Genomic DNA, 21,064 nt, shown 5'->3' with positions numbered 1-21,064 from the left:
GCCTTGTCACCGGGTGGTCACTGTGCGACGAAGAACGGGATCGCACCGGTCAGGATCCCGACCGCGAGCATCACGAGCGAGACCACGAGCGCGCGCCACAGCACCTTGCGGTGGTGGTCGCCGAGGTTCACGCTCGCGAGGGAGACCAGCAGCAGGATCGCCGGCACCAGCGGGCTCTGCAGGTGCACGGGCTGGCCGGTGATCGACGCGCGGGCCATCTCCACAGGCGCGATCCCGAAATGCGCGGCGCTCTCGGAGAGCACGGGCAGGATGCCGAAGTAGAACGCGTCGTTCGACATCAGGAACGTGAACGGGATCGACAGCACGCCCGTGATCGGCGCGAGGAACGGACCGAGCTGCGGCGGCAGCACGGTGGTGATCCAGTTCGCCATCGCGTCGACCATGCCGGTGCCGCTCAGCACGCCGACGAGCACGCCTGCCGCGATCACCATCGACACGACGCCGACGATGCTCGGCGCGTGGGCGACGATCTCCGACGCCTGGTCCTTGAGCTTGCGGAAGTTCACGAGCAGCGCCACCGCGGCCCCGACCATGAACACGTACGGCAGGGGCATGATGTCGACCACGAGCAGCAGCATCACGGCGACCGTGAGGGCGAGGTTGAACCAGATCAGCCGGGGGCGCAGGGTCGCCCGGTTCGGGTCGAGCATCGTGTCGGCCATCGCGGTGTCGGCCGGGTCCACCCCGGCGACTGCGACCCCGCCGTGTCCGCCGGCGACGGTGACGATGTTGCCGGTGCGCAGGGAGGCACGCGCGCCGGGCTTGGTGGCGGAGCCGCGGAAGATCGCCGGCACCGCGGCGAGCAGTCCGCCCTCGGCGGCACCGGTCAGACGGCTCTCGTCCAGCGCGCCGAGACGGCGGCGCTCCTGAAGGCCGAGCATCCAGGCGAACCCGAGGGCGACGAGCAAGCCCACCCCCAGCGAGGGGAGCATCGGCACGAACACATCGGTGGGCTGCAGGCTCAGCGCGGTCGCGGCGCGCACGGTGGGACCGCCCCACGGCACGATGTTGAGCGTGCCGTTCATGAGGCCCGCCACGCACGTGAGCACGACCGGGTTCATGCCCAGGCGCAGGTAGATCGGCAGCATCGCCGAGGTGGTGATGATGAACGTCGTGGATCCGTCGCCGTCCAGCGACACGGCGCCGGCGAGCAGGGCCGTGCCGATGACGACCTTGGCGGGGTCGTCGCCGAGCACGCGCGTGATCAGGCGGATCAGCGGGTCGAACAGGCCAACGTCGATCATGATGCCGAAGAACATGATCGCGAACATCAGCAGCGCCGCGGTCGGTGCCATCTTGCCGATCGCGTCGAGGATCATGTCGCCGAGGCCCAGTCCCGCGCCGGCGAAGAGGCCGAACGCGGTGGGGACCAGGATCAGCGCCACCATCGGGGTGAGGCGCTTGGTCATGATCAGGGTCATGAACACCAGCACCATGAGGAAGCCGAGGATCACCAGCACCCATTCCGGGGGTGCGAACGCGATGTCGTACGAGGGCTTGTCGTCGGCTGCGGCGAGCAGGCCGGTGAGAACCGTGGGCATGAGTGACTCCTTCGTCATCCGCCTGTCGTCATCGACGGACCTCGCCGAGATTAGGGAACACGCGCACGGCCGACCCGGTAAGTCGCATTCCGCCGCGTTGTGCGCGTAGCGTGACTTCTGCGCATATTGCTCAAGGAGGACGGATGCCCCGGAGACGCCGGATGCGGTTCGCGACGCGGACCCTCCTGCTGCAGCTCGCGACGGTCGCGCTCGTCGTCGCGCTCTGCACCGGGGTCTACCTGCTCCTCGCCGTGCAGCAGCTGCGTACCCAGGCTGAATCCTCCGCACTCGGCATCGCGCGCACGCTCGCGGAAGACCCCGAGATCCGCGCCGAGGTCGCCCGTGCCTCCGCAGACCCGGGCACGCCGCAGGCGGCCGACCTGCGGGACGGCGTGCTGCAGCGCACGGCGACGGCGACCGCCGGACGCACCGGCGCCCTGTTCATCGTGATCACCGACGATCATGGGATCCGGCTCGCGCATCCGGATCCGGATCGCCTCGGCCAGGAGGTGAGCACTCCGTTCCAAGACGTGCTCGCCGGCCACGAGGTCGTCGAGTGGGAGACCGGCACCCTGGGCGACTCGGCTCGGGCGAAGGTGCCCGTGCGGGACCAGGGCGGCACCCCGGTCGGTGAGGTCAGCGTCGGCTTCGCCCGCGCCGGCGTGTTCGACGACCTGCCGCCGCTGCTCGCCGTGATCGGCATCGCCGCCGTGGGATCGCTGCTGCTGGCGGGCGTCGCCGCCCTCATGCTGCGCCGACGCTGGGAGCGGCTGACCCTCGGCGTGCAGCCGGAGGAACTGGTCGCGCTCGTGCAGAACCAGACCGCGGTGCTCGACGGCGTGGACGACGGCGTGCTCGCGGTCGACACGGAGGGGGTCGTCCGGGTCTGCAACGCCGCCGCCGAGCGTCTGCTCTCGGTGCACGGCCTCGTCGGCGTGCCCCTGGATCGGACCGGCCTCCCCGACGCGGTGCGCGACGCCGTCTCCGGCGGGCGGGCGCTGTCCGAGGCCGTGCACCGCGACCGGGTGCTCTACCTCGACACCCGCCCCGTCGAGCGCGACGGCCGCGCGCTCGGCACGGTCGCCGTCATCCGCGATCGCACCGAGCTGGTCGCGCTCTCGGAGCGGCTGGAGACCGTGCGCACGATGACGGCCGCGCTGCGCGTGCAGCGCCACGAGTTCGCGAACCGGATCCACGTCGCCGCCGGGCTCATCGACGCGGAGCGCGTGCAGGACGCCCGGGAGTTCCTCGCCGAGCTCATGCGCCGAGGATCCGTGGACTTCCCGGTGGAGGGCCGGGAGCGGCTGAGCGATCCGTTCCTGCAGTCGTTCCTGGGCGCGAAGGCGCTCGAGGCGTCCGAGCGCGGCGTGACGCTGCGGATCGCGGAGGACACGCACCTGCTCGGCGCCGTCGTCGAAGCCGAGGACGTCGCTGCCGTGCTGGGCAACCTCGTCGACAACGCCGTGACCGCGGCGGTCGCCGGCGGCGTGCCGCGGTGGGTCGAGGTCACCGTGCTCGACGACGCCCAGGCGCTGGTGGTCACGGTCGCGGATTCGGGTGCGGGTCTCGACGGGGCGTCTCCCGGAGAGCGGGGTGCGCCGGGCGCCCCCGGCGCCGACTCCCGTGAGGGGCGGGCAGCGCCCGGGGGCGCCGATCCCGAGGATGCCGGGGCCGTCCACGGCCATGGGCTGGGTCTGTCCCTGTCCCGTGAGATCGCCCGGCGCGGCGGCGGCGATCTGTGGATCATCGACCGCGGCGGTGACGAGCACGGGGCGGTCTTCGCCGCGCGTCTCGACGGGGCCGTCGCGCCCATTGGGGGCGCCGGTCGCGCGGACGCCGACAGTGCCCGCGAACGAACGAGGACACGCCCCGAGAAGGAGGAGAGCAGATGACGGATCCGATCCGCACGCTCGTGCTGGACGACGACTTCAGGGTCGGCCGGCTGCATCAGACCATCGTCGACGAGCGAGGCGGCTTCATCGCGCTGGAGCCCGTGCGCACGATCGCCGAGGCGCGGGCCGCGATCCGCGATCTGTCTCCGGATCTGCTCCTCGCCGACGTCTACCTGCCCGACGGCGACGGCATCGGGCTCGTCCGCGAGGCGGGCATCGACGCGATCCTCGTCTCCGCCGCCGATGACCCGGCGACCGTTCGCCGGGCGCTGCGCTCCGGGGCGCTGGCCTACCTCATCAAGCCGTTCGAGCGGCGCACCCTCACCGGGGCGCTGGACCGGTATGCCCGCTTCCGGAACCTGCTGACCGGCGAGCGCGCCCTGCAGCAGAAGGACCTCGATCGCGCGCTCGCGATCCTGCACGGATCCGGGGAGGCCGCGTCACCCTCGCGATCGGCGACGGAGCAGGTCGTCCTCGCCGCTCTGGGCGAGGACGAGGCCTCGGCCGCGGAGATCGGTGAGCGCGTGGGGATCTCCCGGGCCACTGCGCAACGGCACCTCGCCGCGCTCGCGGAACGCGACGCGGTCGAGGTGCGGCTCCGCTACGGCGCCACGGGCCGCCCGGAGCACCGTTACACGCGGCGGGCGTGAAGGGCCGCGGGCGTGACAGCGCCGCGGTGCGTAAGAGGCGGCGCTGTCGTGGCCGGTCGTCAGCCGCGACCGAACAGCGCGCCGCCGTTCACCTGGATGATCTGCCCGGTGGTCCAGCCGCCCTCGGGGCCGGCGAGGTAGGACACGGCGCCGGCGACCTCGTCGGGCGTGCCGGCGCGGTCCATCGGCACCTGGGCGAGCCGCGACGCCACGATGTCCGGCGTGCGCCGGCCATCCCAGAACCCGGTGTCGGGCACGTACCCGGGGGCGACGGCGTTGACCGTCACTCCTTCAGGGGCGAGGTCGGCGGCGAGGCCCATCATCCAGCCGTGGATCGCCGCCTTCGCCGCCCCGTAGCCGTTCGCCCCGCGCAGCGCCGCGATCGAGCTGATCGAGATGATCCGGCCGCCCGGCCGCGCGATGCGGGGAAGCAGCGCCTCGGTGAGCAGCACCGCGGTGAGCACGTTCAGGCGCATGTTGGCCTCGTAGTTGGCGGCGATGCCCGCCAGCCCCACGCCCCGATCCAGCACGTTGCCGCCAGCGTTGTTCAGCAGCACGTCGACGTCTCCGACGATCTCTCCGGCCGCGCGCTCGACGGCAGCCGGATCCTGCAGGTCGGCGACGATCGTCTGCACCTGCGCATCTGAGGTCTGGGTGCGGATGCGGTCGGCCGCAGCCTGGAGCACCGTCTCGCGTCGTCCGATGAGTGCGAGGTCGAAGCCGTCGCGCGCGAGGCGCAGCGCCGAGGCGAGACCGATTCCCGTGCCTCCGCCGCTGATGACGGCGAGCGGGCGGGCGGATCCGGAGGGCGACTGCGGGATGCTCATGGGCCCAGCCTAGGACGCGGACCTGCGGGTGGATCCGGTCCGGTAGCCTTCCTGGCGTGACGACCGCGCGCACGCCGATCGAGCCCACCGGGTGGCGGACGTGGACCGGTGCGCTCCTCGTCATGCTCGCCTGGTGGGGCACCACCTACGGCTTCGGCTCCCTCCCGATCCCCGCGCTGCAACCGGGCTGGTTCCCGCAGCTGGGCGTCGTGGTCACCAACGGACTCAGCCTGGCGGTCGCCTGGCTCGTCGTGGTGCTGGTGCATCGCGCCGGGTGGTGGGGAGGTGCGCCGTTGCGGTGGATCGCCGGCTGGGGAGCCGGCCGGGTCGACGCCCTCGGCTGGCTGGCACCGGTGGCGGCGATCCAGCTCTCCTACATCTGGATCGGACGACAGGGCATCCCCGGGATCGCAGGCTCACCCGGGATGCTCGTGGGCGTCGCCGCGGGAATGCTCGCGGTCGGGATCTCCGAGGAGACGGCGGCACGCGGGCTGGCGCTCGGAGCCGTGATGCGGCGGCGGCCCTGGCTCGCCGTGGCCGTGACGTCGCTCGTGTTCGGGCTCTGGCACCTCGGCAACGGTCTGTTCTTCGGCAAGAGCGTCGATGAGACCTGGTGGCAAGTGCTCGGTGCGACCACGTTCGGCGTCTGCTTCGCCGGCGCGCGGCTCGTCGTGGGCTCGATCTGGGCGCTCGGGTTCCTGCACGGGCTCGGCGACTGGACCCAGGTGCTGTCCCCGGGGGCGGCGCCGCTCTGGTACCAGATCGCGGTGATGGCGTTCGAGCTGATCTGGGGTGTGGTGCTGACCGCGGTCGCCGTGCGGCGCGGTCTCCCCGCGGCGCTCTGAGGCGGCCTCGCGCCCGCCCGCATCGCCCGCGACGGGCGTGCGCCCACGGCTAGCATGGCCACGATGACTGACGTGCCCCCGATCGCCGAGCGCCTGTCCCGGATGATCCAGCTGCCCACGGTGTCCGCCGAACTCGACGAGCGCGGCTCCGCGCCCTTCGAGGACTTCGTGGCGCTGATCGCCGAGCTCTACCCCCGGGTGCACTCCGAGCTCGCGCTCGAGCGCCACACCGACTTCGGGCTGCTGTTCCACTGGGCGGGGCGCGGCACGGCCGCCGACGGACCGCTCGTGCTCATGGCGCACTACGACGTCGTGCCGGTCGACGAGTCCGACGCCTGGACGCATCCGCCGTTCGCCGGCGTGATCGAGAACGGATCCGTCTACGGCCGCGGCGCCCTCGACGACAAGGGCCCGCTGATCGTGATCCTGGAGGCGGTCGAGACGCTGCTCGCCGACGGCTTCACGCCCGCCCGGGACGTCTATCTCTCGTTCGGCGGCAACGAGGAGACGTTCGGATCCGCCGCCATCGCGATCGCGGACGCGCTGAAGGCACGGGGGATCGTCCCTTGGCTGGTCGTCGACGAGGGCGGCGCCGTGGTCGACGCGCCGCTGCCGTTCGTGCCGGGGCGCGCGGCGATGATCGGCGTCGGTGAGAAGGGCGTGATGACGGTGCGGCTCACCGCGCGCGGAGAGGGCGGCCACGCCTCGGCACCGCCGTCGCGCACCGCGGTGCGCCGCATCGCGCGTGCGGTCGACCGGCTGGGTCCTGGCACCTTCCGCCCGCGCACGCCGCGGGCGATCTCACGCATGCTGACGCAGCTCGCGGGCGGCGCGTCCGGGCCTGCACGCCTGCTGCTGCGCGCGCTCGGCGCGCTCCCATTCGTGTCCGCCCGGGTGTTCGCCTCGCTCGGCGGTGAGGCGGCGGCCCTCGTCCGCACGACGGTCGCGCCCACGATGCAGTCCGGCGGCACCGCGGCGAACGTGCTGCCGTCGCAGGCCTCGGCCACCGTGAACCTGCGGATCGCCCTCGGCGAGACGGTGCAGAGCGCCGTGGCCGGGGTGCGCCGGCGCATCGCGGATCCGCTGGTGACCGTCGAGGTGCTGGAGGGCAGCGATCCGTCGCCCGAATCCCCGACGGATACGGTGCCCTTCGCGCTCCTCGCAGAGGCGCTCGCCGTATCCCACCCCGGGATCCCGGCTGTGCCGTACGTGACGATGCAGGCGACCGACTCCCGGCACTTCCACCGGTTCGTGCCGGCGGTCTTCCGGTTCGCGCCGCTCGAGATGTCGAACGCGCAGCGCGCCACGATCCACGGCGTCGACGAGAGCGTCGAGATCGCGGCGCTCGAGCGCGGGGAGCGGTTCCATCGCGCCCTCATCGAGCGGCTACAGTGAGCTGACCCGCTGCGGTCGCCGAGCAACCTCGCGCCGGCCGCACTCCGTCCCGCGCCCGGCGCGAGACCCTGCGAAGGAGCAGCCCATGACGCGCACCGCCACCCTCGGCACCCTGGTCGCCGTGGTCGGATTCCTGGCCTTCGTCGAGTTCACGAGCGGCGTGCTGCAGGGCTACTACACGCCGATGCTGAGCGACATCGCGCGGCACCTGGGCATCCACGACGCCGACGTGAACTGGTTCGAGGGCGCGCAGCTCATGCTCTCGGCCCTGGTCGTGCCGGCGTTCGCGAAGCTCGGCGACATGGTCGGACGCAAGCGGATGCTGCTCATCTCCACGGCGCTCACCGCGGTCGCCGCGTTCGTGCTGCCGTTCACCGACACCTTCGGGGTCTTCCTCGTGGCCTGGGCGCTGATGGGCTTCTACGTCGTCTGGCTGCCGCTGGAGATCGCGCTGATCTGGTCGCGCGCCCGGCGCATCGAGGGCAGCTCGGCGATCACCGCCAAGGCCGCCGGCATCCTGGTCGCGGCGCTCGAGGGCGGTGCGATCATCGGCGCCCTCGTCGGCGGAGCGCTCGTCGACGTGCTGCCGCTCACGGTCGTGCTGCTCGTGCCCGCGGTGCTCATCGCGGCGTGCTTCTTCGTGATCCTGTTCGGCGTGCAGGAGTCGCCGGAGAAGACCGGCGGCGTGTTCGACACCACGGGGCTCGTCCTGATCTCCCTGTCGCTCATCGGCCTCACCGGGGGCCTCAGCCTGCTGCGACTGCCCGGCGGGGTCGCGAACCCGCTGTCCTGGATCGTGATCGTCGCCGGCGTGCTCCTCGTCGTGCCGTTCGCCCTGTGGGAGCTGCGCCAGGACGATCCGCTCATCGACGTGCGGATGTTCCGCAGCCCCGCGCTCGGCCCGGTGTTCCTGACCGCGGGCCTGTTCGGTGTGAGCGTGCTGGGCGCGCAGGCACCGCTGTCCACTTTCGCCCGCACGGATCCGGCCGTCTACGGCTACGGGCTCGGCACGAGCGGTTTCGCGACCTCGCTGATCATCGGCGTCTATCTCATCGCGATGATCGCGGGGGCCCTCGGCTACCCGCAGATCGCGCGGTTCGCGACGCCCCGGATCACGCTCATCGGAGCCTCCGTGCTCGTCGGGATCGGCTTCCTCATGTTCCTGCCCTTCCACGGAGCGTATGCGCAGGTCATCACGAACATGGTGATCGTCGGGATCGGATCCGGCGCTCTCGTCGCCGCGCTCCCGGCCGCCGCGGCGTCGGCGGCACCGCACACCCAGACCGGGGTCGCGACCGGGCTCACGAACTCGGTCAAGACCGTGGGCGGCGCGATCGCGTCGTGCGTGTTCGGAATCGCCCTCATGCACGCGGTCGCCGGATCCGCCGCGGCCGAGGGCACGGCCGGATCCTTCTCCGGCTACGTGACGGTGTGGGTCGTGTGCGGGGCGACGGCGCTCGCCGCGGCGGTGCTGCTGCTCTTCGTGCCGAAGCAGGCATTCACCGATCGCGCCGGCCACGCGGCCGCCGAGACCGCCGTCGGCTGACCCCGGGGGTGACGCTCAGCGCTCCCCGCGGGACAGTTTCGACGGCCACCACACCGCGCGGCCGACATCGTGCACGAGGGCGGGCACGAGCAGCGAGCGCACCACGAACGTGTCCAGCAGCACGCCGAACGCCACGATGAAGGCGAGCTGTACGAGGAACAGGATCGGGATCACCGCGAGGGCCGCGAACGTCGTCGCGAGCACGAGACCCGCCGAGGTGATGACGCCTCCGGTGATCGCGAGCCCGCGCCGCACGCCTTCGCGCGTGCCGTGCAACCGGCTCTCCTCGCGCACGCGTGTCATGAGGAAGATGTTGTAGTCGATCCCGAGCGCGACGAGGAAGACGAAGCCGTACAGCGGCACGGCCGGATCCGCCCCGGGGAAGTGCAGGATCCCGTTGAAGACCAGCGCGGAGACGCCCATCGCCGTGCCGAACGAGAGCACGGTGGTCACGATCAGCAGTACGGGCGCGACGATCGCGCGCAGCAGCATCATCAGGATGAGCATGATCACGACGAGGATCACCGGGATGATCAGGGCGCGGTCGTGCAGCGAGGCGTCGTCCGTGTCGGTCGCCGTCGCGGTGACGCCGCCGACCAGGGCTCCGGTGCCCTCGAGCGAGGTGCGGATCCGCCGCACCGTGTCCTCCGCGGCAGTCGAGTCCGCCGCCGCGGTGAGCGTGCCCTGCAGCATCACGTCGCCCTCGACCACGGTCGGAGCCGGCGGGGGAGTGCCGGGGCGGCCGACCGGCTGGACGCCGTCCCTCGTCACGGGTGCCGATCCGCTCGGCGAGTCCTGAGCGGTGACGGTGACGCCGTCGATGCCCTTGTCGGCCAGCAGCACGTCGGCGGTCTTCTGCAGCGAGTCCTTCGCGACGACCACCTGGACCGGGCTGCCGGATCCGCTCGGGAAGTGCTCGCCGAGCACCTTCTGTCCGTCGCGGGCCTGCGAGGATCCGAGCACGAGGTCGGACTGCGGCACCCCGGAGGCGTCGAGCTGCACCACACCGAGCGTGCCGATCGCGAGCACCAGAGTCGTCGCGATCCAGATCACCCGGGAGCGGCGCCGGATCAGCTCGGCCAGTCGCGCCCACACGCCTGTCGCGGGCATGCCGCCCTCCGCCGCGACGGCCTCGGGCGCGTACACCGGACGCCGCGGCCAGAACGCGGCGCGCCCGAACGCCATGAGCAGAGCGGGCAGCAGGGTGAGCGCCGACAGCATCGCGAAAGCGATCCCGATCGCTGCGACAGGGCCGAGGGCGCTGTTCGATTTCAGGTCGCTGAGCAGCAGGCAGAGCAGGCCGGCGATCACCGTGCCGCCCGAGGCGAGGATCGGCTCGAAGGAGCCCTTCCATGCCGCGAGCACCGCCTTCGCGCGGTCCTGCTCGACGCGCAGGGCCTCACGGAAGCGCGAGACGAACAGCAGCGCGTAGTCGGTCGCGGCGCCGATGACGAGGATGAACAGGATCCCCTGGGTCTGTCCGCTGAGCAGCAGCACGCCCCACTTCGCGAGCCACCACACCAGCAGCAGGGCGGTGCACAGCGCGAACAGGCTCGTCATCAGAACCACGACCGGCAGCAGCAGGGAGCGATAGACCAGCACGAGGATCACGAACACCGCCGTGAGAGCCACACCGAGCAGGATCCCGTCGATGCCCGCGAAACCGGCGACGAGGTCGGCGCTGAAACCGGCCGGGCCCGTGATGTAGACGCGCACGCCGTCCGGCGCGGCCTTGTCGAGGGAGGTGCGCAGCTCCGCGACCACGTCGCCGAGGTCGGCGTCGGAGCGGATCGGGATGAAGGCCTGCACGGCCTTGCCGTCGTCCGAGACCAGCGCGGGGGAGACGTCGTCGCCGACGCCGGGGATGTCAGTCGTGGCGGCCACGGCGTCGGAGAGTGCGGTGCGCTGGGCATCCGTGAGCGTGGCGTCGGAGGCGGCGACGACGATCGCGGGGATCTCGTCGGATCCGGCGAAGCGGGTCTGCAGCTCCTGCACGCGGGCGGAGTCGGAGGAGGAAGGCAGATACGCGGTGCGATCGTTCGAGGAGACCTCGTCGACCTTGCCGAACAGGGGGCCGCCGAGCGACGCGGCGGCCAGCCATCCGATGATGATCAGCGCGGGCAGGATGATGCGCAGGAGGCGGCGGGGCCGGCGCGGGCGTGCGACGTGCTGCGGGGCGGTCATCGGGTTCCTTCCGTCCCCCGCAGGATAGATCGAATTTGCTAGCTTGGCAAGTAATCACCCTGGCGTGAAAAGATGCCCGGTGTAGCATGACGGCATGGCGGAGCGGCGCGACGACGCGGACGAGCAGAGACTCGCTGCGCGAGCCGGGGGGCAGACGCGCGATGGCGTCGAAGCGGGCGCCGTCTACGACATCGAGGCGAGCGATCCCGACAGTGTCCTGCTCGATCGCGCCGGCGTCGATGCGAGCGCGATCCGGCAGATCGGCGAGCTGATGGCCTCCCTCGGCGAGTTGCGCGACGCCGAGCAGCGCCTCGCCGAGGCGTCTCGCCGGTACATGAAGCTCAACGAGACCGACATGCGGGCGCTGCACTATCTGATCGTGTGCGCGAACCGCGGCGCCGTCGCGACGCCCGGCGGGATCGCACAGCACCTGGGGATCTCGACCGCGTCGACCACCAAGCTGCTCGACCGGCTCGAGAAGGGCGGGCACGTCACGCGCGCCGCGCACCCCTCGGACCGCCGCGCGCTCGCGATCACCATCACCCCGGACACGCAGCGCGCGGCCATGGAGACCGTCGGGCGGCAGCAGGCGCGCCGCTTCCATTCCGCGGCGCGCCTGACGCAGGCCGAGCGCGAGGTCGTGATCCGATTCCTGCGCGACATGACCGGCGAGCTCGGACTCGACGGCGTCGAGTGGGCGACCGCCGAGCCCGAACTCTGAATCGCGGCGGAACCCGGTGAGTGGTCGGGGCCAGCCCTGTCAGGCCCGGCTCCGCCCGGCGGGTCCGTGCATGCTGATCAGGCGTTGCCCTCCCCGCCGGAGAACATCCAGTCGACGCCGAACCGATCGGTGAGCATGCCGAACTGTCCGCCCCACGGCGCGGGACCGTAGTCCTGGCTGACCGTGGCGCCGTCGGCGAGCTTGTCCCACGCGGCGTGGATCTCGGCCTCGTCGGAGCCGCTCAGTGACACCGAGACACCCTGCGGAGCCTTGTACTCCATGTATCCGGGGGTGTCAGAGGCCATCAGCACCAGGCCGCCGGGAGTGGTCAGCTGAGCGTGCATGACGAGCGTCTGCTCGGCCTCATCCTGCAGCATGCCCGGCATGTCGCCGAAGGTCATCACCTGCAGATCGCCACCGAGGGCCTGCTGGTAGAAGTCCATCGCAGCGCGGGCGTCGCCGCGGAACGAGATGTACGGATTGAGGTTGGTCATCGATGTCCTCCGTGCTCGGATCGACGGCACCGCTCCGGCGCCGCACTCAGTCTGGATCCGGCCACCGACATCGGCAACGGTGTGTCGCGAATCAGCTCTCGGATGCCTCCCGCGGCGGGTTGTGCACGACCTCGAGCCTGATACCGTTGTCGTCCTCGACGAACGAGGCGTAGTAGCGATCGCTGAACCGCGGGTACTCCTTCGGCGGGCGTACCGCGGTCCACCCCGCGTCGAGGGCGATGTCGTGCACGCGGTCGACCTCGGCGCGCGAGTCGACGGCGAAGGCGAGGTGCTGCCAGCCGACGCGACCGTGCTCGTGCGGACCGTCCGCGTTGTCACGTGCGGGGTAGAGCAGGATCTCGGGCAGACCGTCCTGCCGCCAGTACGCGAGATCCGGAGCGTCGTGCCTGCGGACATAGCCGAGTGCACTCAGCACCGGATCGAACTGCGCGGAGGCGCCGGGGACGTGATCGACGCTGATGCCGAGATGATCGAGAGTGGCCATGTCCCCAGCATCGCTGATGCCGGGGACAAAGCGCGAGGCGCGTGCGGCGGACGTCAGCTCTCGGCGGACTCGCGCGGCGGGTTGTGCACGAACTCGAGGCGGATGCCGTTGTCGTCCTCGACGAACGAGGCGTAGTACCGATCCGAGAAGCGCGTGAAGACCTTCGGCGCCCGCACCGTCGACCAGCCGGCATCGACGGCGACCGTGTGCAGGCGCTCCACCTCGGCGCGCGAGTCCACGGCGAAGGCGAGGTGCTGCCACCCGATCCGTCCGTAGCGGTGCGGTTCGCCACCGGGCTCCGGGGCGCGGTAGAGGATCAGCTCGACGTCGTCCTCGCGGTACCAGGCGATCCCGCCTTCCATCTCGCCGTCCTCGGCGATGCAGTCCAGCGCGGTGAGCACGGGATTCCACTGAGCGAAGGCGCGGTCGAGGTCTTCGACGGTGAGGCCGAGGTGATCGATGAGGGGCATCGGCCCAGTCTGCCGGAACCGTCGCGATCCGACCGGTGCGACAGACTGTGGGCATGACCGCTGTCACCCTGATCCGCGCTGCCGCGCTCTCCGATGTCGCGCAGTACGCCTACGCCGCCACCGCGCCGAAGGACGCACGGCTGATTTTCCTGGCCGGAGCGTGCCCGTTGAACGGTGACGGCACCACGGCTGCCCTCGGGGACTATGCGGGTCAGGCCGCGAAGTGCATCGAGACCCTGGAAGGGGCGCTCGCTGCGGCGGGAGCCAGCATGACGGACGTGATCAGTACCCGTGTGCTCGTCGCGTCCTCCCAGCGGTCGGATCTCGGCGTGGCATGGGCCGTCGTGCGCGACGCGTTCGGCGCTCACGACGTGCCGAGCACGCTTTTGGGTGTGACCGCGCTGGGCTACGACGGCCAGCTCGTCGAGATCGAGGCCGTTGCCGCGGTCTTCGACCGGGCGTGAATCACTCGCGGTCGAGGCCGAAGGTGCGCTTCACGAGCGCCTGAACATCGCGGTCGAGCCCGTCCATGCGGGAGCTCATCACGTCGAATCGTCCGTTCATCTCCGAGCGGAGCCCACCGATCTCGGAGCGGACGACGCGGATGAACAGTGTGGACACGATCGTGAGCATGCCGAGCATCAAGGCGGTGAAGGCCCCGATCATCGTCCAGATCTGCGCGTCGTTCATGAAACCCACTCCCTTATGGTCGCATCGATCACCCGAGCGTGCCAGAGGCGCGAGCTGTGCGGCGCCAGTGCATGCAATCCGTGCGGAACGCGGCGCGGCCGACGACTGTGCGGATCGAGCAGTTCTGTGCGGATCCGTCGGGTGCGTGGAACGACGCATTCGGCCAGCGTGGTGACTCAGTGCGGGGCGTGGTACTCGGCCTCTCCGCGCTTCCAGTAGCCCTTCACGATGGCCTGGGCGGTGTCGACGTCCCAGCGCTCGAGCAGGGCGCGGCCGGGCTTCACGATCGACGATTCGGCCGCGACGAAGACGAACGGGGCCTCACCTGGACGATCGACCGCGACGAGCGACTCCAGGAACGCGGCGAGGGCGGTGCCGGCGGGGGCGCCGCCCCGATGGATCCACTCGACGGGCACGGCAGCGTCGAGCGCCAGCTCGTGTTCCGGTCCGCGCACCTCGATCGCGATGCGGGCGGGGACGCCGGCGTGGATGCGGGCGGCGAAGCGCCGGATCGCCGGGATCGCGGTCTCGTCGCCGGCGAGGAGCCAGCCGTCGGGCTCGCCCTCCAGCACGAGGGAGCCGCGCGGGCCCCCGACGCCGATGACGGATCCGAGCGGTGCGGTCGCGGCCCAGCGGGCGGCGACGCCCTCGTCCCCGTGCACGGCGAACTCGACGTCGAGCCAGTCCTCACCCCACGCGAGGGGCGTGTATTCGCGGCTCGGGGAGGCGCGCAGCTCCTCGACCGAGTCGGTCGGCGCATCCACGAAGAAGAGCCGCATGTGGTCGTCCGCGCCCAGGGAATCGAAACCGGCGAGGTCGGATCCGGCGAGGCGCACCCGGACGAAATCGGGCGCGATCCACTCGCGCGCGGCGAGGGTCAGCGTGCGGAAGCGCAGCTCGAGCGGGCGTCGCGCCAGGGTGAAGCCGGATTTCGCGTTGTTCATAAGGTAAGGCTAACCTGTGTGAGACCCCAGGTTGAAGTTAGGTAAACCTAACCTTTCCCATCGGGTCATTCACACAGCACATCCCGCAGAACAGGAGCATCTCCATGTCCGTGCCTCGGATCCTCACCGCCACCGCGCTCGGCCTCGCCGCCGTCGTCGCCCTCGCCGGCTGCGCCTCCGGCCCCGCCGCAGCCCCCACGGAGAGCGCGAAGGCCAGCACCGTGACCGTCGAGGACAACAACGGCGAGCACACGATCTCCACGCCGCCGGCCTCGGTCGTCGCCACCGACAACCGCACGTTCCAGACGCTCGCCGACTGGGGCATCCCGGTCAAGGCCGCCGCGGTGTCGCTCATGCCCGAGACCGTGTCCTACGTCAAGGACAAGAGCATCGTCGACCTCGGCACCCACATGGAGCCGGACCTCGAGGCGGTCGTCGCGGTGGCGCCCGACGTCATCGTGAACGGGCAGCGCTTCACCCAGCACCACGACAAGCTCGCCGCGCTCGTCCCCGATGCGACCATCCTCGAACTCGACCCGCGCGACGGGAAGCCGTTCGACGCCGAGCTGAAGCGCCAGGTGACCGTGCTCGGCGAGGTCTTCGGCAAGGAGAAGGAGGCCAAGAACCTGACCTCCGACTTCGACAAGGCGGTGGACCGCGCCAAGAAGGCCTACGACGGATCCGGCGTGATGGCCGTCACCACGTCCGGCGGCAAGATCGGCTACCTCGCGCCGACCGTCGGCCGCACCCTGGGCCCGGTGTTCGACATCCTCGGTCTCAAGCCCGCACTGCAGGTCGAGGGCGCCGATGACAACCACAAGGGCGATGACATCTCGGTCGAGGCGATCGCCGCGTCGAACCCGTCCTGGATCCTCGTGATGGACCGCGACGCGGTGTTCGCGAAGGACGACGCCTCCTACGTGCAGGCCGCGGACATCCTGGAGAAGAACCAGGCGCTGGCCTCCGTCACCGCGATCCAGCAGAAGCACGTCGTCTACATGCCCACCGACACCTACCTCAACGAGGGCATCCAGACCTACACGACGTTCCTGAACTCCTTCGCGGACGCCCTCGAGAAGAGCGCGAAGAAGAGCTGACGCCCCAGCACATCCGGCCATGGCCACCCGGCTCACCCGCCCCGCCCCGGGCAGCGCCTCCGCTGCTGCCCGGGGCAGGGCGCGGCTCTTCGATCCCGCTCTGCTCGTCGGCGTCCTCATCGTCGCGGGCCTCCTCGTGCTGTCGCTGTTCGTCGGTGTCTACGACGTGACCGGATCCGCGGATGGCGCGGAGATGTTCGCGATCACGCGCATACCGCGAACGACTGCGCTCGTGCTCGCCGGAGCATCCATGGCGATGGCGGGCCTGGTCATGCAGATGCTGACGCAGAACCGGTTCGTCGAGCCGACGACCACCGGCACGACGGAGTGGGCAGGACTCGGTCTGCTCGCCGTCTCCATCCTCGTACCGCATCCGAGCATCCCGTTGCGGATGCTCGGTGCCGTGCTGTGCGCCTTCGTCGGAACCCTGGTGTTCTTCGCGTTCCTGCGGCGGGTGTCGCTGCGCTCCTCGCTGATCGTCCCGATCGTCGGGATCATGCTGGGCGCGGTGGTCGGATCCGTCTCGACCTACCTCGCCCTCGCGACCAACACGCTGCAGACCCTCGGGGTGTGGTTCGCCGGGAGCTTCACCTCGGTGCTGCGCGGACAGTACGAGCTGCTCTGGATCGTCGCGGTCGTCGGCGTGATCGTCTTCATCGTCGCCGACCGCTTCACGATCGCGGGGCTGGGCGAGGAGATCGCGACGAACGCCGGCCTGAACCACGGCCGAGTCGTCCTGCTCGGCACGGTGCTCATCGCCGCGACGACGGGCGTGGTCACCGTCGTCGTCGGCAACCTCCCGTTCGTAGGACTGATCGTGCCGAATCTGGTGTCGATGATCCGCGGCGACGACCTGCGCAGCAACCTGCCGTGGGTGTGCCTGCTGGGAGTGGGCCTGGTCACCGTGTGCGACCTGATCGGGCGCACCATCATCATGCCGTTCGAGGTGCCGGTGTCGCTGGTGCTCGGCCTCGTCGGAGCCGCGGTGTTCATCGTGCTGATCCTGAGGGGGCGTGCTCGTGGCTGAGCTGCTGACCGCGGCCCCGGTGCGTCGGGTGTCCGCGGGCGAGCGGGCATCGGGGGCGTTCCCCACCGCTCGTGCGCGGCGGCGGTACGTCCTCGTGGTCGCCGCGCTGGCGGTGCTCGCCGCGGCGGCGCTGATCGGGCTGCTCGTGCACGGCAATCCCGTGCCCTTCGGCACGGACGGGTTCTGGCGCATCGTGCAGCTGCGCGTCACGAGCGTGCTGGTCATCCTCGTGGTCGCGGTCGCGCAGGCCACCGCGACCGTCGCGTTCCAGACGGCGGCGAACAACCGCATCGTGACCCCGTCGATCATGGGGTTCGAGTCCCTGTACACGGCGATCCAGACCACAGCGGTGTTCCTGCTCGGCGCCGCCGGCGTCACGGCGCTGCAGGGGGTGCCGCAGTTCGCGCTGCAGATCGTGCTGATGACCGGATTCGCCGTCCTGCTCTACGGCTGGCTGCTGTCGGGGCGGCGCGGCAGCATGCACGTGATGCTGCTGATCGGGATCGTGATCGGCGGCGGGCTCGGCGCGGTGTCCACGTTCATGCAGAGGCTGCTCACGCCGAGTGAGTTCGACGTGCTCGCCGCGCGCCTGTTCGGCAGCGTCGCGAACGCCGACGCCTCCTATCTGCCGCTGGCGATCCCGCTGTGCCTGACCGCATCGGTGCTCCTGCTCCTGCGCGCGCGCCGGCTGAACGTGCTGGCGCTCGGGCCCGACGCCGCGAACGCACTCGGCGTCGATCACCGGCGTGAGCAGCTCCGGGTGCTGCTGCTGGTCGCGGTGCTCATGGCCACCTCGACCGCGCTGGTCGGGCCGATGACGTTCCTCGGCTTCCTCGTCGCGACACTCGCCTACCAACTCGCCGACACCCATGACCATCGCCTCGTGCTGCCGGTCGCGGTGCTCACGGCGATCGCCGTGCTGGGCGGCGCCTACTTCGTGATGAAGCACATCTTCTCGGCGCAGGGCGCCGTCTCCATCATCATCGAGCTGGTCGGCGGATCCGTCTTCCTGCTCGTCCTGCTCAGGAAGGGACGCCTATGAACGAGCCCTCGCTCACCGCGCACGAGACCTCGCATGCCGCGCACCGGGCCTCGCTCGCCCCGCACGCCGCGCAATCCGGCGTGGCCGCGAAACCGAGTCCTCGTTCCGAGACCGACGATCGCATCGTCGGTCTCGGAACGCAGGTTCGGTCTCGCGGTGATGGCGAGCAGCGGACCGGATCCGACTCGGGGATCTCGGTCGCGGGAGTGCGCAAGCACTACGGCGACCGGACAGGGAAGAGCGCCGGGGTGGCCATCGGGCCGGTCGATCTGGAGATCCCGGCCGGGGGCGTCACCGCGCTGATCGGTCCCAACGGCGCCGGAAAGTCGACGCTGCTGACCATGATCGGGCGGCTGCTCGGGATGGATGAGGGAACCATCCGGATCTCCGGTTTCGACGTCGGGACCACGAAGTCGAAGGATCTCGCCAGGGTCGTGTCGATCCTGCGTCAGGAGAACCACTTCGTGACGCGCCTGACCGTGCGCCAACTGGTCGGGTTCGGCCGGTTCCCGTACTCGCACGGCCGGCTCACGCGCGCGGACGAGGAGGTCGTGAGTCGCGCGATCGACTTCCTCGAGCTGGGCGAGCTGGAGAAGCGCTACCTGGACGAGCTCTCCGGCGGGCAGCGGCAGCGCGCCTATGTCGCGATGGTGCTCGCGCAGGACACCGGCACCGTGCTGCTGGACGAGCCGCTCAACAACCTCGACATGAAGCATGCGGTGCGGATGATGCGGCACCTTCAGCGCATCTCCGACGAGCTCGGCAAGAGCGTCGTCGTCGTGCTGCACGACATCAACTTCGCCGCGCGCTACGCCGACCGGATCTGCGCGATGAAGGACGGCGAGGTCGTCGCGTTCGGACCGGTCGCCGACATCATGCAGGGCGACGTGCTGACCGACGTGTTCGAGACCCCGGTCTCCGTGATCGACGGCCCCGACGGCCCGCTCGCCGTCTGGCACTGAGCGGGTCATCGGCGGCGAAGGGTGCTCGTCACCGCTTCCGGTGGTCCTCCGGGGCCAGACGCGGTCCGCGCCGGGACTCGAGGGCGCCGCTCATCCGGATGAGTCGCACCACGCGCTGGCGGTGTCCGGCCCACGGTGCGAGCAGCTCGAGCATGCCCGCGTCGTCGGTGCGGTGCCCGGTCAGCGCGTAGCCGACCTCGTGGGGCAGGTGGTAGTCGCCGACGCTCACCGCATCGGGGTCGCCGAGGGCGCGGATCCGGGTCTCCGCGGAGGTCCACAGGCCCACGCCCGGCAGGCTCGTGAGCGCGCTGTCGCGGGCGGGCCCGTCTGCGGCCGCGTGTACGGCGCGCTCGATGCCGGCGGCGCGCTCGGCGGCGCGCACGATGGTCCGCGACTGCGGCGGTTCCACGCCCGCGCGATGCCAGGTCCAGGACGGGATGCGCCGCCAGCCGGCGGCGTCGGGGGCGACGGCCATCGGGCGGGGGGTGGGCCCGGGAGCGGGATCGCCGAAACGGGTGACGATCGCGCGCCAGGCACCATACGCCTGCAGGCCGGTGACCTTCTGCTCGAGGACGACGCCGGCGAGGGCATCGAAAACGGCGCCGGTGCGTGTCAGACGGACGCCGGGATGCCGCTGCGCCGTCGCCGCGAGCAGTGGATGAGAGGACGGGTCGAAGCCGTCGGGGTCGTCGTGCGCGCCGCACAGGGCGGGGACGAGGTCGAGGGCGGCGTCGGCGCCGGGGCCCCAGGCGCTCGCCCGCACCTCACCGGATCCGGCGCGCAGCGCGAGCGTCGCGATGCCGCCCTCGGTGCGCAGCGCGAGCCAGAGCACCGAGCCGTCGCGCACCACCGCGGGGTCGCGCGGCCCGCGACCCAGGACGCCGACCGTGGCATGCAGGTCGAGCAGTCGCCCCGGGCGATAGGCGCTCTCCCGCATCGGCCACGCGCGGGGTGCGGGATCCGCGGCGAGAGTCATGGGAACACCCTAGATCGGCGCGCCGACAGGCGGGGCCCAGACTCGGGTGCCGTGCTCGGGATCGGCGGATCCTCGAGCCACCCCCTTGTCGCCCAGCAACCCCCTTGTGCGCCGTGTGCACAGGGGTGGCTCGCGTGGAAAAGGGTGGTTCGGCGCGCGGTTACCGGTCGCTGCCCGCGGAGCGAGTCGCGGCGCGCGGCAGAACCGGGACAGAACTGGCAGGTGGCGGAGCTGGGGTGCGTTCAGAACTGAGCCTGGGGTCGGAACCCGGGCGCGCTCAGAACCGGTCGGGGGAGGGGGTGCCCACGCCGTAGCGGATCGCGACGTCGGCGTGGCGGTCGAAGCGGTAGCCGACGCCGCGGACGGTGCGCACGATGTCCTCGTAGCGGCCGAGCTTGGCGCGCAGGCGCCGCACGTGCACGTCGATCGTGCGCTCGCCGGGGGCCTCCTCGTCGGAGGTCTGCCACAGCGCGCCGACGAGCTCGCTGCGCTCGATGGTCGAGCCCTCGCGCAGCACCAGGTACTGCAGGAGCTCGAACTCTTTGTACGTGAACGCGGCGGAGTCGCCGTCGATCAGCACGCGCTTGCGGGAGATGTCGACCACGACACCGCCGCCGTCCTCGGGCTCGCGCTCCTCGGCCTCCGCCTTGGAGCGGGCGATCGCGCCGGGCTCGTGCAGGGCGAGGCGCACGACATCGAGGTCTCGCCCGCCGGTGCCCTGCGGGGCGAGGGCGACGGTGGCGTGGGTCTCGGCATCGGGGGCGAGCTCGGCCAGGGTGCGGCGCAGGGCGTCCACCAGCAGCGGCAGGCTCACGCCGTTCGTGGCGGCCTTGAGCTCGTCGATGCCGACATAGAGGGCGAAGCCGCGCGGCGACCGTGCCGGCGGCGCGTCGACGGCGGGGGCCGGCGCGTCGATCTGGGTGCGCGGCACGGCGTGCAGACGGGGCGCGGCGACGGGGGAGACGGTGACGGGACGCTCGAGGAGGGCGGTGTTCGACATGATGATGGGTCCTTGAAAGGAGGGAGTCGGTCGACGACTCGGAGGGTGTTGCGAATGACCGGGCGGGAAGCCGGAGAAGTCGAGCACGCGGATGGGTGCTCGGAGACTCAGCTCGCGAAGATCACGACGAGCGAGTCAGACGGAGTGCTGTGGCTTCAGCGACACATTCGGCAACACATGCCAACGCAACCGGGCATCATCATCCCGGTCGTCCCGTTCGCCTCCTGGGCGGACA

At 71.1% G+C, this 21,064-nt stretch carries 21 protein-coding genes; 11 read left to right on the top strand and 10 right to left on the bottom strand.

The window, feature by feature from the left end; genetic code table 11:
* Positions 1-17: 17 nt before the first annotated feature.
* The gene (locus ACFWCK_RS03350; RefSeq protein WP_378804528.1) at positions 18-1,562 is read right to left on the bottom strand and encodes a CitMHS family transporter; all 1,545 of its coding nucleotides are present in this window, start codon (positions 1,560-1,562) and stop codon (positions 18-20) included.
* Positions 1,563-1,705: 143 nt separating this feature from the next.
* On the opposite strand from ACFWCK_RS03350, the gene ACFWCK_RS03345 reads away from it, so the two are divergent.
* Both ACFWCK_RS03345 and ACFWCK_RS03340 read left to right on the top strand, forming a co-directional pair.
* Positions 1,706-3,454: an ATP-binding protein gene (locus ACFWCK_RS03345; protein ID WP_378804527.1), complete on the top strand. Its 1,749-nt coding sequence runs from the start codon at positions 1,706-1,708 to the stop codon at positions 3,452-3,454.
* Positions 3,451-4,104: a response regulator gene (locus tag ACFWCK_RS03340; protein WP_378804526.1), complete on the top strand. Its 654-nt coding sequence runs from the start codon at positions 3,451-3,453 to the stop codon at positions 4,102-4,104. The genes ACFWCK_RS03345 and ACFWCK_RS03340 overlap by 4 nt, the downstream gene beginning before the upstream one ends.
* 59 nt (positions 4,105-4,163) lie before the next feature.
* Here the strand turns inward: ACFWCK_RS03340 and ACFWCK_RS03335 are convergent, their stop codons facing one another.
* On the bottom strand, positions 4,164-4,931 hold the full coding sequence (locus ACFWCK_RS03335) for an SDR family NAD(P)-dependent oxidoreductase (protein WP_378804525.1): 768 nt from the start codon (positions 4,929-4,931) through the stop codon (positions 4,164-4,166).
* Positions 4,932-4,987: 56 nt separating this feature from the next.
* Between ACFWCK_RS03335 and ACFWCK_RS03330 the strand changes: the two genes are divergently transcribed.
* The 3 genes from ACFWCK_RS03330 (at position 4,988) to ACFWCK_RS03320 (ending at position 8,717) form a co-directional block, all read left to right on the top strand.
* Positions 4,988-5,776, top strand: a complete 789-nt coding sequence (locus tag ACFWCK_RS03330) for a CPBP family intramembrane glutamic endopeptidase (protein WP_378804523.1) — start codon at positions 4,988-4,990, stop codon at positions 5,774-5,776.
* 63 nt (positions 5,777-5,839) lie between these two features.
* On the top strand, positions 5,840-7,171 hold the full coding sequence (locus tag ACFWCK_RS03325) for a M20/M25/M40 family metallo-hydrolase (RefSeq protein ID WP_378804522.1): 1,332 nt from the start codon (positions 5,840-5,842) through the stop codon (positions 7,169-7,171).
* An 85-nt stretch (positions 7,172-7,256) separates the two neighbouring features.
* Entirely contained in the window at positions 7,257-8,717 is a 1,461-nt protein-coding gene (locus ACFWCK_RS03320) for an MFS transporter (RefSeq protein WP_378804521.1), read from the top strand.
* A gap of 15 nt (positions 8,718-8,732) precedes the next feature.
* Here the strand turns inward: ACFWCK_RS03320 and ACFWCK_RS03315 are convergent, their stop codons facing one another.
* Positions 8,733-10,901 carry an MMPL family transporter gene (locus ACFWCK_RS03315; RefSeq protein WP_378804520.1) on the bottom strand — a complete coding sequence of 723 codons (2,169 nt, stop codon included), beginning with the start codon at positions 10,899-10,901 and terminating at the stop codon, positions 8,733-8,735.
* 94 nt (positions 10,902-10,995) lie between these two features.
* Here ACFWCK_RS03315 and ACFWCK_RS03310 point away from each other — a divergent pair, with 94 nt between their 5' ends.
* Complete coding sequence (locus ACFWCK_RS03310) at positions 10,996-11,622, top strand: MarR family winged helix-turn-helix transcriptional regulator (protein ID WP_378804519.1); 627 nt, start codon at positions 10,996-10,998, stop codon at positions 11,620-11,622.
* Between the two features lie 77 nt (positions 11,623-11,699).
* On the opposite strand, the gene ACFWCK_RS03305 is transcribed toward ACFWCK_RS03310, so the two are convergent.
* From ACFWCK_RS03305 to ACFWCK_RS03295, 3 genes are all read right to left on the bottom strand, one after another.
* On the bottom strand, positions 11,700-12,116 hold the full coding sequence (locus ACFWCK_RS03305; RefSeq protein ID WP_378804518.1) for a VOC family protein: 417 nt from the start codon (positions 12,114-12,116) through the stop codon (positions 11,700-11,702).
* Positions 12,117-12,207: 91 nt separating this feature from the next.
* Positions 12,208-12,621 carry a VOC family protein gene (locus ACFWCK_RS03300; RefSeq protein ID WP_378804517.1) on the bottom strand — a complete coding sequence of 138 codons (414 nt, stop codon included), beginning with the start codon at positions 12,619-12,621 and terminating at the stop codon, positions 12,208-12,210.
* A 53-nt stretch (positions 12,622-12,674) separates the two neighbouring features.
* Positions 12,675-13,091: a VOC family protein gene (locus ACFWCK_RS03295; RefSeq protein ID WP_378804515.1), complete on the bottom strand. Its 417-nt coding sequence runs from the start codon at positions 13,089-13,091 to the stop codon at positions 12,675-12,677.
* A 53-nt stretch (positions 13,092-13,144) separates the two neighbouring features.
* On the opposite strand from ACFWCK_RS03295, the gene ACFWCK_RS03290 reads away from it, so the two are divergent.
* A complete protein-coding gene (locus ACFWCK_RS03290) occupies positions 13,145-13,555 on the top strand; it encodes a RidA family protein (protein WP_378804514.1) in 411 nt (136 codons plus the stop codon).
* A gap of 1 nt (position 13,556) precedes the next feature.
* On the opposite strand, the gene ACFWCK_RS03285 is transcribed toward ACFWCK_RS03290, so the two are convergent.
* Positions 13,557-13,781 carry a hypothetical protein gene (locus tag ACFWCK_RS03285; RefSeq protein ID WP_233310138.1) on the bottom strand — a complete coding sequence of 75 codons (225 nt, stop codon included), beginning with the start codon at positions 13,779-13,781 and terminating at the stop codon, positions 13,557-13,559.
* Between the two features lie 176 nt (positions 13,782-13,957).
* Positions 13,958-14,725 carry a siderophore-interacting protein gene (locus ACFWCK_RS03280; protein WP_378804512.1) on the bottom strand — a complete coding sequence of 256 codons (768 nt, stop codon included), beginning with the start codon at positions 14,723-14,725 and terminating at the stop codon, positions 13,958-13,960.
* A gap of 104 nt (positions 14,726-14,829) precedes the next feature.
* On the opposite strand from ACFWCK_RS03280, the gene ACFWCK_RS03275 reads away from it, so the two are divergent.
* The 4 genes from ACFWCK_RS03275 to ACFWCK_RS03260 all read left to right on the top strand — a co-directional run bounded on the left by ACFWCK_RS03275 (position 14,830) and on the right by ACFWCK_RS03260 (position 18,853).
* Positions 14,830-15,822 carry a siderophore ABC transporter substrate-binding protein gene (locus ACFWCK_RS03275; RefSeq protein ID WP_378804511.1) on the top strand — a complete coding sequence of 331 codons (993 nt, stop codon included), beginning with the start codon at positions 14,830-14,832 and terminating at the stop codon, positions 15,820-15,822.
* Between the two features lie 19 nt (positions 15,823-15,841).
* The gene (locus ACFWCK_RS03270) at positions 15,842-16,849 is read left to right on the top strand and encodes an ABC transporter permease (RefSeq protein WP_378804510.1); all 1,008 of its coding nucleotides are present in this window, start codon (positions 15,842-15,844) and stop codon (positions 16,847-16,849) included.
* Positions 16,842-17,891: an iron chelate uptake ABC transporter family permease subunit gene (locus ACFWCK_RS03265; protein ID WP_378804509.1), complete on the top strand. Its 1,050-nt coding sequence runs from the start codon at positions 16,842-16,844 to the stop codon at positions 17,889-17,891. The genes ACFWCK_RS03270 and ACFWCK_RS03265 overlap by 8 nt, the downstream gene beginning before the upstream one ends.
* A 191-nt stretch (positions 17,892-18,082) precedes the next feature.
* Positions 18,083-18,853 (top strand): ABC transporter ATP-binding protein, encoded by a 771-nt coding sequence (locus ACFWCK_RS03260; protein WP_378805035.1) that lies wholly within the window; start codon positions 18,083-18,085, stop codon positions 18,851-18,853.
* A 28-nt stretch (positions 18,854-18,881) separates the two neighbouring features.
* Here ACFWCK_RS03260 and ACFWCK_RS03255 read toward each other — a convergent pair whose 3' ends face one another.
* Positions 18,882-19,829: a DNA-3-methyladenine glycosylase family protein gene (locus ACFWCK_RS03255; RefSeq protein WP_378804508.1), complete on the bottom strand. Its 948-nt coding sequence runs from the start codon at positions 19,827-19,829 to the stop codon at positions 18,882-18,884.
* A 277-nt stretch (positions 19,830-20,106) separates the two neighbouring features.
* On the bottom strand, positions 20,107-20,829 hold the full coding sequence (locus tag ACFWCK_RS03250; RefSeq protein ID WP_233310144.1) for a winged helix-turn-helix domain-containing protein: 723 nt from the start codon (positions 20,827-20,829) through the stop codon (positions 20,107-20,109).
* Between the last annotated feature and the right edge of the window lie 235 nt (positions 20,830-21,064).

Origin of the sequence: Microbacterium sp. NPDC060117 (assembly GCF_042729315.1) — a bacterium.
Taxonomy (GTDB): Bacteria; Actinomycetota; Actinomycetes; order Actinomycetales; family Microbacteriaceae; genus Microbacterium.
The sequence above is the reverse complement of the archived record's forward strand: the minus strand, read 5'-3'. Positions and strand labels throughout refer to the sequence as shown.